General features: G+C 64.1%; 14 protein-coding genes and 1 pseudogene. 7 read left to right on the top strand and 8 right to left on the bottom strand.

The window, feature by feature from the left end; genetic code table 11:
• Window positions 1–126 precede the first annotated feature (126 nt).
• Window positions 127–654: an inorganic diphosphatase gene (gene ppa, locus ACAM55_RS12520; protein WP_021007095.1), complete on the top strand. Its 528-nt coding sequence runs from the start codon at window positions 127–129 to the stop codon at window positions 652–654.
• A 42-nt stretch (window positions 655–696) separates the two neighbouring features.
• Here ppa and ACAM55_RS12515 read toward each other — a convergent pair whose 3' ends face one another.
• Window positions 697–1,449: a hypothetical protein gene (locus tag ACAM55_RS12515; RefSeq protein ID WP_369656297.1), complete on the bottom strand. Its 753-nt coding sequence runs from the start codon at window positions 1,447–1,449 to the stop codon at window positions 697–699.
• 77 nt (window positions 1,450–1,526) lie between these two features.
• A complete protein-coding gene (locus ACAM55_RS12510) occupies window positions 1,527–2,708 on the bottom strand; it encodes a GNAT family N-acetyltransferase (protein ID WP_369656296.1) in 1,182 nt (393 codons plus the stop codon).
• A gap of 19 nt (window positions 2,709–2,727) precedes the next feature.
• On the opposite strand from ACAM55_RS12510, the gene ACAM55_RS12505 reads away from it, so the two are divergent.
• The 3 genes and pseudogenes from ACAM55_RS12505 to ACAM55_RS12495 all read left to right on the top strand — a co-directional run bounded on the left by ACAM55_RS12505 (window position 2,728) and on the right by ACAM55_RS12495 (window position 3,421).
• Window positions 2,728–2,958, top strand: coding sequence for a hypothetical protein (locus tag ACAM55_RS12505; RefSeq protein ID WP_369656295.1), 231 nt, complete (start codon window positions 2,728–2,730; stop codon window positions 2,956–2,958).
• Window positions 2,880–3,086: pseudogene (locus ACAM55_RS12500) on the top strand (NAD+ synthase); the annotation flags it as partial. The gene ACAM55_RS12505 and the pseudogene ACAM55_RS12500, both read left to right, overlap by 79 nt.
• Window positions 3,083–3,421: a P-II family nitrogen regulator gene (locus ACAM55_RS12495; RefSeq protein WP_055800053.1), complete on the top strand. Its 339-nt coding sequence runs from the start codon at window positions 3,083–3,085 to the stop codon at window positions 3,419–3,421. The pseudogene ACAM55_RS12500 and the gene ACAM55_RS12495, both read left to right, overlap by 4 nt.
• A 23-nt stretch (window positions 3,422–3,444) precedes the next feature.
• Here the strand turns inward: ACAM55_RS12495 and ACAM55_RS12490 are convergent, their stop codons facing one another.
• Genes ACAM55_RS12490 through ACAM55_RS12465 form a run of 6 tightly spaced genes read right to left on the bottom strand, consistent with a single transcriptional unit; the run spans window position 3,445 to window position 6,928 of the window.
• Window positions 3,445–4,035, bottom strand: coding sequence for a TIGR00730 family Rossman fold protein (locus tag ACAM55_RS12490; RefSeq protein WP_369656294.1), 591 nt, complete (start codon window positions 4,033–4,035; stop codon window positions 3,445–3,447).
• Window positions 4,036–4,066: 31 nt separating this feature from the next.
• Window positions 4,067–4,474 (bottom strand): diacylglycerol kinase, encoded by a 408-nt coding sequence (locus tag ACAM55_RS12485; RefSeq protein WP_369656293.1) that lies wholly within the window; start codon window positions 4,472–4,474, stop codon window positions 4,067–4,069.
• Window positions 4,471–5,037, bottom strand: coding sequence for an RDD family protein (locus tag ACAM55_RS12480; RefSeq protein ID WP_369656292.1), 567 nt, complete (start codon window positions 5,035–5,037; stop codon window positions 4,471–4,473). Before ACAM55_RS12480 ends, ACAM55_RS12485 begins: the two co-directional genes overlap by 4 nt.
• Window positions 5,038–5,051: 14 nt before the next feature.
• On the bottom strand, window positions 5,052–5,921 hold the full coding sequence (locus ACAM55_RS12475; RefSeq protein ID WP_369656291.1) for a DUF3106 domain-containing protein: 870 nt from the start codon (window positions 5,919–5,921) through the stop codon (window positions 5,052–5,054).
• A 15-nt stretch (window positions 5,922–5,936) separates the two neighbouring features.
• The gene (locus ACAM55_RS12470; protein ID WP_369656290.1) at window positions 5,937–6,365 is read right to left on the bottom strand and encodes a DUF3619 family protein; all 429 of its coding nucleotides are present in this window, start codon (window positions 6,363–6,365) and stop codon (window positions 5,937–5,939) included.
• Window positions 6,362–6,928 carry an RNA polymerase sigma factor gene (locus ACAM55_RS12465; RefSeq protein WP_055800071.1) on the bottom strand — a complete coding sequence of 189 codons (567 nt, stop codon included), beginning with the start codon at window positions 6,926–6,928 and terminating at the stop codon, window positions 6,362–6,364. Before ACAM55_RS12465 ends, ACAM55_RS12470 begins: the two co-directional genes overlap by 4 nt.
• Window positions 6,929–7,212: 284 nt before the next feature.
• Between ACAM55_RS12465 and ACAM55_RS12460 the strand changes: the two genes are divergently transcribed.
• The 3 genes from ACAM55_RS12460 (at window position 7,213) to ilvC (ending at window position 10,655) form a co-directional block, all read left to right on the top strand.
• A complete protein-coding gene (locus ACAM55_RS12460; protein ID WP_369656289.1) occupies window positions 7,213–8,997 on the top strand; it encodes an acetolactate synthase 3 catalytic subunit in 1,785 nt (594 codons plus the stop codon).
• A gap of 104 nt (window positions 8,998–9,101) precedes the next feature.
• Window positions 9,102–9,593, top strand: a complete 492-nt coding sequence (gene ilvN, locus ACAM55_RS12455; RefSeq protein ID WP_369656288.1) for an acetolactate synthase small subunit — start codon at window positions 9,102–9,104, stop codon at window positions 9,591–9,593.
• Window positions 9,594–9,638: 45 nt separating this feature from the next.
• Complete coding sequence (ilvC, locus tag ACAM55_RS12450) at window positions 9,639–10,655, top strand: ketol-acid reductoisomerase (protein ID WP_093054428.1); 1,017 nt, start codon at window positions 9,639–9,641, stop codon at window positions 10,653–10,655.
• Window positions 10,656–10,693: the final 38 nt, after the last annotated feature.

Raw genomic sequence — 10,693 nt, 5'->3', positions numbered from 1 at the left:
CCGATTGGCCAACGGTTGCAATTTACAGGCAAAAACGCATGCGTGTGCGACCGCGCCATGACACGGAAAGTAAACTCCGGGTTTGTCCCCATCTCCCCTCATACTTTTCAACTACCCGAAAACGTCATGTCCTTCGACAAAGTCTCCCCCGGCAAAAACATCCCCGACGCCTTCAATGTCGTGATCGAAATCCCGATGAACGCCGACCCGATCAAGTACGAAGTCGACAAGGAATCGGGCGCGATCTTCGTGGACCGCTTCATGACGACCGCGATGTACTACCCGGCCAACTACGGCTATGTGCCGCAGACGCTTTCGGGCGACGGCGACCCGGTCGACGTGCTGGTGATCGCGCCGTACCCGCTGCTGCCCGGGGTCGTGGTGCCGTGCCGCCCGCTCGGCATCCTGATGATGGAAGACGAAGCCGGCGTGGACGGCAAGGTGCTGGCCGTGCCCACCGACAAGGTGCTGCCGATCTACAGCCACTGGAAGTCGGTCGACGACGTGAACCCGATGCGCCTGAAGGCCATCAGCCACTTCTTCGAGCACTACAAGGACCTGGAAGCCGGCAAGTGGGTCAAGGTGCTGGGCTGGGAAGGCATCGACGCCGCCAAGAAGGAAGTCGTCGACGGCATTGCTGCCTACAAGAAGTAAAAAACAGCTCCGGTCGAAACGTGGGCGAGGGTCGGCGGCGGTTCAGCCCTGGACTGCATCGCCCGCCAGCCGCATCCATTCGCGATTGACGGAGCGTGCGTGCGAGTTCCAGTGGCGTGCGGCCTGCTGGAGTTCGCTCCACTGCCGCTTTGCGCCGGCGGCGTCGCCTTGCTGGGCCAGCCAGGCAATGTAGCGGGCACGGGCCTCGACCGTGTTGTACTGGCTCAGCGCCGCCTCGAAGGCCTCGCGTGCTTCCCCCTGGCGCCCATCGGCGGCGAGTGCTCGGGCGGTGAGCACGGCGACCTCGTCCCTGCGGTAGTCGCCCCGCGTGGTACGCAGGGCCTGGAGCGCTTGCAGCGCTTCGCGGCCCGAGGCCGGGCCGCCCGCGGCCAGCAGAGCGCTGGCCAGGCCAAATTGCAATTCAGGATCGGATGCGAGCGGGCCTTTCAGGGCGTCGCGGTAGTGCCCGGCCGCGTCGGCGGCCTGGCCCTTGTCGAGCGCGGCCTTGGCGAGGCGCAGCTTGTTCTGGGCCGTCGGTGCGAGGTCGTAGGCCTCGGTGGCCGCGCGGTATTCCCGCTCGGGGTCGATGAAGCCGATGGCCGCACTCGCCACCTTGCCCGCGGTGCGCTGCACGCGCGAGGCGGGCAGGTACTCGACCACGAAATACACGATGCTGCCCAACAGGGGGAAGCTGAAAAGAATGATGAGCCAGTACATCTGCTTGCCATGGCGCATCGCATGCACGGCGAAGAACAGCGCAATGAGGATGTGCAGCCCCAATCCGACGAATGGCATCGACTTCTTCCTGTTGTTGGACGTTGGGCGCGTTTATAGCAGCCCCTGATGGCGGCAAACCGACCGCGCTCCGCCTCTCAACCGGCCTTGAAGGGGCTGCGTTCGCCCAGGTGGTCCAGGTAGTTCTCGATGCCTTCGCCCTCGCGCTCCAGAAAGCGCTCGACCGCGTCGGCGAACGCGGGGTGCGCGAGCCAATGGGCACTGGTGGTCTTCACCGGCATCAAGGCGCGGGCCATCTTGTGCTCGCCCTGCGCGCCACCCTCGAAGCGCTTGGCGCCGTGTGCAATGCACCAGGCAAGCGGCTGGTAGTAGCACGCCTCGAAATGCAGGCAATCGACGCGTTCGACGGCGCCCCAGTAGCGGCCGTAGGCGACCAGTGCGTCGTCCGCGTGCGTGGACAGCGCGATCAGGCTCGTGGCAATCGGCTTTCCCTTGCGTTCGGCGACGAACAGCAGCCAGGCCTGCGGCATGGTGTCGGCCATGCGCTGGAAGAAGTCGCGCGAAAGATAGGGCGGGTTGCCATGCTCGCGGTAGGTGCGCGCATAGCAGCGGTAGAAAAAATCCCAGTCTGACGGCGTGATTTCGGCACCGCGGGACCAGCGAAAAGTCACGCCGGCCTCGGCCACCTTGCGGCGCTCCTGGCGGATCTTCTTGCGCTTGTCGTGGGACAGGCTGGCGAGGAACGATTCGAAGTCCGCGTAGCCGGCCACTCCGCCCGGCGCCTCCGGCACCGTGTTCATCCAGTGAAACTGCACCGTGTTGCGCAGCATCAGGCCCGCTTCGGTGCAGGCGGCGATGTCGGTGTCTGCACCGAACAGCAGGTGCAGCGACGAAAGTTCTTCCTGCTTGCACCAGGCCACCAGTGCTTGCACCAGCAGTGTGCGGGCCTGTGCGTCGCGCGCCAGCAATCGCGCGCCGGGCACCGGCGTGAACGGCACCGCCACCACCGCCTTCGGATAGTAGGCAAGCCCGTGCTGCTCGTAGGCATTGGCCCAGGCCCAATCGAAGACGTATTCGCCATAGGAGTGGGTCTTGATGTACGCGGGGCAGGCGGCCTGCAGCTCGTCGCCGCGCCACAGGGTGATGAATTGCGGCGTCCATCCGCTCTCGGGCGAGGCGCTGCCGCTCTCGTGCAGTGCAGCGAGGTATTCGTAGCGCATGAAAGGCGACGGCTCCGCTTCGGACGAGAGCAGCGCGTTCCATGCTTTCGGGCTCAGGTCCGACAGCGACGCCATCACCCGAATGACATAATCGTTCAAGTCTTTTTCTTCCTTCCGTATGACGCTCACGCTCGCCGCCGCGCAACTCGATTTTGTGGTGGGCGACATCGCTGGCAATGCGGTAGAGAACCTTTTCCTGCGTCCCGCATTTACCGAAGCCTCCGATGATGCCGTGAAAGGCATTGCCATTGCGCTGGCCGAAGACAGCCGCCGCCGTACGACATCCTGGCACGCTACATGCAGGACGATGAAGGCATCCACGAGGTCGAACGGGGTGCGCGGCTCATGAAGATCAATGAATACAAACGGCGCCAGGCGCCAGTGGGTATCCGGGTCACCCATCGGAGCTTCGGCAAGGATTGGCGTTACCCTATCACCAGCAAATTCAACGAAACCGCCGGAGCGCAAAAACCATGAAGCAGATCACCGCCATCGTCAAACCCTTCAAGCTCGAAGACGTGCGCGAAGCCTTGGCCGAAGTGGGCGTTACCGGTCTCACGGTGACCGAAGTAAAAGGTTTTGGCCGCCAGAAAGGCCACACGGAGCTCTATCGCGGGGCCGAATACGTGGTCGACTTCCTGCCGAAGATGAAGGTCGAAGTGGTAGTCAACGAGGACGACGTGGAACGCTGCATCGAGGCCATCGTCAATTCCGCGCGCACCGGCAAGATCGGCGACGGAAAGATCTTCGTCACCAGCGTGGACCGCATCGTGCGCATCCGCACCGGCGAGGAAAACGAAAACGCCGTTTAAGGACCTGCCTCTCCGGCATCGCGCTACAGGTTTTCGGCCAGTCGGTCGCCGCGGGGGTGGAGCGGCACTTCGGCGCGCAGAGCGCTGAGCAGTTCGGTGGCATCGGTGCCGGTGCGGACCAGTTCCATCTGCCATTCACCCATGAAGCCTTCGCGCACGCTGTGCGCGAGGAAGCCAAGCAAGCCGTCGTAGTAGCCGGCGGTGTTCAGGATGCCGGTGGGCTTGTCGTGGTAGCCGAGTTGGCGCCAGGTCCAGATCTCGAACAGTTCCTCGAAGGTGCCGATGCCGCCGGCAAGGGCGATGAAGGCATCGGCGCGTTCGCCCATCATGGCCTTGCGCTCGTGCATGGTGTCGACCACATGGAGTTCGTCGCACAGCGGATTGGCCAATTCCCGGTCGACCAGGGCCTTGGGAATGATGCCGACGACGCGGCCGCCGGCGTTGCGCGTGGCCTCGGCCACGGTGCCCATCAGCCCGGTGCGTCCGCCGCCGTAGACCAGCTGGCCGCGATGCGCGCCGATCCACTGGCCGACCGCTTCCGCGGCCTTGGAAAACTCGGCCCGCTCGCCGGGGCGAGAGCCGCAATACACACAGATCGAAAATTCAGGATTCATGCCGCCATCATGCCTCGTGCGGCGGGCATCTTCATGACGCGAAGTGCTGCCACAAAGCCGCCAGCCAGATGCCGCCGCACAGGGCGAGCGACAACAGCACGGCGGCGCTGCCCATGTCCTTGGCGCGCTTGGAGAGGTCGTGCCATTCGGGGCCGATGCGGTCGATGGCGGCTTCGACCGCGGTATTGAGCAGCTCGACGATCATCACCAGGACGGCGCTGCCCGCGAGCAGGGCCACTTCGACCCAGCTGCGGCCGAGCCAGAAGGCTGCCGGAATCATCACGATGGCCATGATGGCTTCCTGGCGGAAGGCCGGCTCGCTCCAGCCTGCGCGCAGGCCGTGCAGCGAGATCAGGGTTGCGTGCCACACACGCTCCAGGCCCTTGCGGGCCTTCTGCGGGTTCACGGCGGGGTCTGGAAGCTTGGGCAAGGCACTCATTGGCGGCTCATGGGCTTGGAGGTGATGAGCCGCGTACCGGCCCAGGCGTCGTGCCAGAACTGGCGCTCGGGGTGGAAGCGCGCCAGCAATGCCCAGATGGCGACCCATCCGAAGATCAGCACCGCCGATTCTCCTCCCGACAGCTTGAAAGGTGCGATGGCCGCCAGCGGCGGCAGGAACCAGACCCAGCTCAGCAGGTAGCGCACCAGGGCACGCCGCTGGGTGAGCGGGCGCCCGTGCAGGTCGACGATGCGGATGTTCCAGGTTTTCATGGCCAGCGTCTGTCCGCGGGTCCAGAACCAGACGAAATAGACGCCGAAAACCACGAAGAGGAATGCCTGGAGCAGGTGCCGGCGGGAGTCCATGGCATCGCGCATCTGGCCGAGCGTGCTGAACAGCCAGCCCGCGACAAACACCACGGCAAACAGCAGCATGCCTTCATACAGCCAGCACGCCATTCGGCGCCACAGGCCGGGCACTATCGAAAGAGGAGCGTTGCCTGGAGATTCTGCGGACGATGAAGGAGGATTCGATTCCGAACTCTCGGAAGCATTTGAAACCATCGAAACCTTGGGAATCAGGGGGGCGAAGGCTGCTCGGCAGTGCGGCCTGCAGGATTGGAGGATGGAGGCACCGGGGCAGCCGGTGGCACGAGCACCTGGGCCTCGGCCGGAACCGGTTGCAACGCCGTGCCGGACGTGCTGGATGAAGGAGGCGCAGACACAATGGCCGGAACACGTTCCGGCGGGGACGCCACCATGACGGCGGCGGCAGGCGCCGTTGCGGGCACAGCCGAAGGGGGTGGAGCCAGCATGATGCGGGGCGTGTGTTGCCCCGCAGGCGTCACGGCCGGGACTGTCACAAGCTTTTGGGCGGGAACAGGGCGCACCGGAATGGCCGCGCCGCGCGGTTTGGGGGGCGCGCGCTCCGCAAGCCGGCGCTTTTCTTCCTCGCTCAATGCCTGGTATTGCTCCCACTTGGCCTTGCGCTCGTCGGCAGGAACGCGCTTGACCTCGGCAAAGTTGAGGCGGGCCTGGGCGCGCTGCTGGTTGCTGAGGGCGGCCCATTCGATCATGCGGCTATGCAGGGTGGTTCGGTCATCGGCCGACATGTTCGCGTAGTTGCGTGACAGTGCCAGCCATTTGCGCTTGTGGCCCGCATTCAGGGTGTGCCAATGCGACGCGAGCGGCTGCAGCGCCTGCTGCTGCTCAGCGGTGAGCTCGCTCCAGTAGGGTTTGGTGGCCTTTGGCGCTGAAGGGCTCGATGCGACCACCGGTACAGCCTGGGCGGGCTCGCCCGGCCTGGCTGACGGGGAGTGGGTCTGGGCGCTGGCCAGCGTGAGGCCGAACACCGCGACAGCGAGCGCGAACGCCCAAATGACTGCGCCCGACGTTTGCGGGCGCAGCGGGTGGGACGCGTCGGTGCGGGAAACGGAAGTGCGTCGCATGCGTTCGGCGGGATTTCAGTCGGAAGCGCCGTCGGCCTTGACCTTGAGGAACTGCGCGAACCCCGGGTCCGTATAGGCGGCGGGCGGGAGGTCGCCCGTCAGCAGGGCCGAGTCGACTTCCGCCAACTCGCTGGCACGGTCTTCGTCCTGCATCACGCTGATGGTGATGAGGCCCGCGACCAGCGCGATCAGGGGCACCACCGAGCCGATGCGCGTCCACCAGCCGCCGCCCATGGTTGCCACATGCCCGGATTGCATGATCACCGAGGCCGCCCGCAGCTGAGGGGCCTGCTTTCGCATGGCAACGGCTTGCGCCCGCGCCACACGCAGCCGCTCGCCGATGTCATGCGGCAGCTCCTTGGTGCCGGCGGACAGCCGCGCAGCCACCCGCTGGCCGAATTGATCTTCGAGAGCGAAAGAAGAGGTTGGAACCTTAGTGTTCATAGCGAAATTCCCTTGGCTTTGAGCGCCTTGCTCAGGGCGTGCACGGCCCGCGAACAATGGGTTTTGACGCTGCCTTCGGAGCAGCCCATTGCAGCGGCCGTCTCCGCCACATCCATTTCTTCCCAGTAACGCATCAGGAAAGCCTCGCGTTGACGTCCCGGCAAAGCCGCGATCTGTTCTTCGATCTCGTGGAAGACCTGGGCGCGTCGGGTCGTGTCCTCTGCGCTCTCCGTTTCCCTAGAGTCGGTTGGCGAGACGAAGTTCTCCAGAAGATCGAAATCGCCCTCGTCGCCGGCGGCCTCGAAGTCGCCAAGGTTCGAGAACAGGGCGCGGCGGGTTTTCTGCCGCCGAAACCAGTCGAGCGTGCAGTTCGAAAGAATGCGCTGGAACAGCATCGGCAGCTCTTCCGGCGGTTTGTCGCCGTAGTGCTGCGCCAGTTTCATCATGCTGTCCTGCACGATGTCGAGTGCCGCTTCCTCGTCCCGCACGTGATAGACCGAGCGCTTGAAAGCACGCCGTTCGACGCTCTTCAGAAAGTCGGAAAGTTCTTGTTCAGTGGCCAAGCGAGAGGGGGCGCCGCAGGCGCCGCGTGGGAATGGGGTGTCTGGGGAGCACTTGTGTTTTTCTGCCGCGGATTATGCCCCTGTGCCTTTTCGCGAGAGTTTTCGGCCGGGCGCTCCCTCATCAATGTCATAATCCGCGCTGCAAGTCAAAAGGCAAACGGGTCACGGTCCGGCGGAACATCAGTCCGCTCATGGCTTTGGCCTCAAGTCCTGGCGCGGCCCCACAAGGGCTGGCAAGGGGCACCCAAGGTTTTTCGTTCCCGAAAAAACTCCAAAGGTTGATCATGGAAATCTCTAAGGCGGAACTCGCTTCCGCAGCAGCCGCGTCCTCTGGCGCCGGCAACCCAACGCAAGAACTCATGGGCGCTGAAGTGCTGGTCAAGGCACTGCAGGCCGAGGGCGTCCAGTACGTCTGGGGCTACCCCGGCGGCGCGGTTCTGTACATCTACGACGCGTTCTACAAGCAGGACACCATCCAGCACGTGCTGGTGCGCCACGAGCAGGCGGCCGTCCACGCGGCCGACGGCTATGCGCGCGCGACCGGCGACGTCGGCGTGGCGCTGGTCACTTCCGGCCCCGGCCTGACCAACGCGGTCACCGGCATCGCCACGGCGTACATGGATTCGATCCCGATGGTGATCATTTCGGGCCAGGTACCCACTGCGGCCATCGGCCTGGATGCCTTCCAGGAATGCGACACGGTGGGCATCACCCGTCCTATCGTGAAGCACAACTTCCTCGTCAAGGATCCCAAGGATCTGGCCATGACGATGAAGAAGGCCTTCCACATCGCACGCAGCGGCCGGCCGGGCCCGGTGGTGGTGGACGTGCCCAAGGATGTCTCCTTCAAGAAGACGCCGTACGCCGGCTATCCCGACAAGGTCGAGATGCGTTCGTACAACCCGGTGCGCAAAGGCCATGGCGGTCAGATTCGCAAGGCGTTGCAACTGTTGCTCAATGCCAAGCGTCCTTACATCTACACGGGCGGCGGCGTGCTGCTCGGCAACGCCTGCAACGAACTGCGCACGCTGGTCGACATGCTCGGCTACCCGGTCACCAACACGCTGATGGGCCTGGGCGCCTATCCGGCGAGCGACCGCAAGTTTTTGGGCATGCTGGGCATGCACGGCACCATCGAGGCCAACAACGCGATGCAGAACTGCGACGTTCTGCTGGCCGTGGGCGCGCGCTTCGACGACCGCGTGATCGGCAACCCGAAGCACTTCGCGCTGAACGACCGCAAGATCATCCACGTCGACATCGACCCGTCGAGCATTTCCAAGCGCGTGAAGGTCGACATTCCGATCGTGGGCGACGTGAAGGACGTGCTGACCGAGCTGATCTCGATGATCCGCGAGAGCACCACCAAGCCCGATGCCGGTGCGCTGGCCGAATGGTGGAAAACCATCGAGGCCTGGCGCTCGCGCGACTGCCTCAAGTACGACCGCGGCAACAAGGACGTGATCAAGCCGCAGTACGTGGTCGAGACCCTCTGGAACATGACCAAGGACGCCGACGCATACATCACGTCGGACGTCGGCCAGCACCAGATGTGGGCGGCGCAGTACTACCGCTTCGACGAGCCGCGCCGCTGGATCAACTCGGGCGGCCTGGGCACCATGGGCGTGGGCATTCCCTACGCCATGGGCATCAAGCTCGCGAAGCCCGATTCGGAAGTGTTCACCATCACGGGCGAGGGGTCGGTGCAGATGTGCATCCAGGAACTCTCCACCTGCCTGCAGTACAACACGCCGATCAAGATCTGCTCGCTCAACAACCGCTACCTGGGCATGGTGCGCCAGTGGCAGGAGATCGAGTACTCCGGCCGCTACAGCCACAGCTACATGGATGCGCTCCCCAATTTCGTGAAGCTGGCCGAGGCCTATGGCCACGTGGGCATGCTGATCGAGCGTCCGCAAGACGTGGAGCCTGCGCTGCGCGAAGCACGCAAGCTCAAGGACCGCACGGTGTTCATGGATTTCCGTACCGACCCCACCGAGAACGTGTTCCCGATGGTCAAGGCCGGCATGGGCATCACTGAAATGCTGCTGGGCGCCGAAGATCTCTGATCCGCGGCGTATTCGCTTAACTCTTCACTGACGAATCTATTGCCCGCCAAGCCCGCGCATTACCGTGCGCGGGGGAGGGCGGCGAAAAGAGGAGTCACGCAAACATGAAACACATCATTGCAGTGCTGCTGGAAAACGAGCCGGGTGCTCTTTCCCGCGTCGTGGGCCTTTTTTCGGCCCGCGGCTACAACATCGAGTCGCTGACCGTCGCGCCGACCGAGGATTCGAGCCTCTCGCGCATGACCATCGTCACCGCCGGCTCGGACGACGTGATCGAACAGATCACCAAGCACCTCAACCGCCTGATCGAAGTGGTCAAAGTCGTCGACCTGACCGAAGGCGCCTACACCGAGCGCGAACTCATGATGGTGAAGGTGCGCGCGGTCGGCAAGGAGCGCGAAGAAATGATGCGCATGGCGGAGATCTTCCGCGGCCGCATCATCGACGTCACGGACAAGAGCTACACCATCGAACTGACCGGCGACCACGGAAAGAACGACGCGTTTCTCGAGGCCATCGAGCGCAGCGCAATTCTCGAGACAGTACGCACCGGCGCCAGCGGCATCGGCCGCGGCGAGCGCATCCTGCGCGTCTAGTTTTTCAGCAATCACCACCCCCCGAATCAACGAAGGAGCATCGACATGAAGGTTTATTACGACAAGGACGCGGATCTGAGCCTGATCAAGGGCAAGACGGTCGCAATCATCGGTTATGGGTCGCAAGGTCACGCACACGCGCAGAACCTGAACGACAGCGGCGTCAAGGTCGTGGTCGGCCTGCGCAAGGGCGGCGCTTCGTGGCCCAAGGTCGAGAAGGCCGGCCTCAAGGTCGCCGAAGTGGCCGACGCAGTGAAGGCCGCCGACGTGGTCATGATCCTGCTGCCCGACGAGCAGATCGCCAACGTCTACAAGAACGACGTGGCGCCGAACATCAAGGAAGGCGCTTCGCTCGTCTTCGCGCACGGCTTCAATGTGCACTACGGTTTCGTGCAGCCGCGCGCCGACCTCGACGTCTGGATGGTCGCTCCCAAGGCCCCGGGCCACACGGTGCGCAGCACCTACACGCAAGGCGGCGGCGTGCCCCACCTCGTGGCAGTGCACCAGGACAAGACCGGCAAGGCGCGTGACCTCGCGCTGAGCTACGCAACCGCCAACGGCGGCGGCAAGGCCGGCATCATCGAGACCAATTTCCGCGAAGAAACCGAGACCGACCTGTTCGGCGAACAAGCGGTCCTGTGCGGCGGCACGGTCGAGCTGATCAAGGCCGGTTTCGAAACGCTGGTGGAAGCCGGCTACGCGCCCGAAATGGCGTACTTCGAGTGCCTGCACGAGCTCAAGCTGATCGTCGACCTGATCTATGAAGGCGGCATCGCCAACATGAACTACTCGATCTCGAACAACGCCGAATACGGCGAGTACGTGACCGGCCCGCGCGTCGTGACCGAAGAGACCAAGAAGGTCATGAAGCAAGTGCTCAAGGACATCCAGACCGGCGAGTACGCCAAGAGCTTCGTGCTCGAGAACGCTGCCGGCGCACCCACGCTGATCAGCCGCCGCCGCCTGAACTCCGAGCACCAGATCGAAGTGGTCGGCGAAAAGCTGCGCGCGATGATGCCCTGGATCAAGAAGAACAAGCTGGTCGACCAGACCCGCAACTGATCCACCACGAAGCGGGCGCCGCGGCGCCCGTTTCCCGA

Origin of the sequence: Variovorax sp. V213 (genome assembly GCF_041154455.1) — a bacterium.
Taxonomy (GTDB): Bacteria; Pseudomonadota; Gammaproteobacteria; order Burkholderiales; family Burkholderiaceae_C; genus Variovorax.
Note: the sequence above shows the minus strand (reverse complement) of the source record. Positions and strands in the feature narration are given on the sequence as shown.

Coding starts and splice junctions, on each gene's coding strand:
- ppa (WP_021007095.1), top strand. CDS start 127: ATGTCCTTCGACAAAGTCTCCCCCGGCAAAAACATCCCCGACGCCTTC.
- ACAM55_RS12515 (WP_369656297.1), bottom strand. CDS start 1,449: ATGCCATTCGTCGGATTGGGGCTGCACATCCTCATTGCGCTGTTCTTC.
- ACAM55_RS12505 (WP_369656295.1), top strand. CDS start 2,728: ATGACGCTCACGCTCGCCGCCGCGCAACTCGATTTTGTGGTGGGCGAC.
- ACAM55_RS12495 (WP_055800053.1), top strand. CDS start 3,083: ATGAAGCAGATCACCGCCATCGTCAAACCCTTCAAGCTCGAAGACGTG.
- ACAM55_RS12490 (WP_369656294.1), bottom strand. CDS start 4,035: ATGAATCCTGAATTTTCGATCTGTGTGTATTGCGGCTCTCGCCCCGGC.
- ACAM55_RS12485 (WP_369656293.1), bottom strand. CDS start 4,474: ATGAGTGCCTTGCCCAAGCTTCCAGACCCCGCCGTGAACCCGCAGAAG.
- ACAM55_RS12480 (WP_369656292.1), bottom strand. CDS start 5,037: ATGGTTTCAAATGCTTCCGAGAGTTCGGAATCGAATCCTCCTTCATCG.
- ACAM55_RS12475 (WP_369656291.1), bottom strand. CDS start 5,921: ATGCGACGCACTTCCGTTTCCCGCACCGACGCGTCCCACCCGCTGCGC.
- ACAM55_RS12470 (WP_369656290.1), bottom strand. CDS start 6,365: ATGAACACTAAGGTTCCAACCTCTTCTTTCGCTCTCGAAGATCAATTC.
- ACAM55_RS12460 (WP_369656289.1), top strand. CDS start 7,213: ATGGAAATCTCTAAGGCGGAACTCGCTTCCGCAGCAGCCGCGTCCTCT.
- ilvN (WP_369656288.1), top strand. CDS start 9,102: ATGAAACACATCATTGCAGTGCTGCTGGAAAACGAGCCGGGTGCTCTT.
- ilvC (WP_093054428.1), top strand. CDS start 9,639: ATGAAGGTTTATTACGACAAGGACGCGGATCTGAGCCTGATCAAGGGC.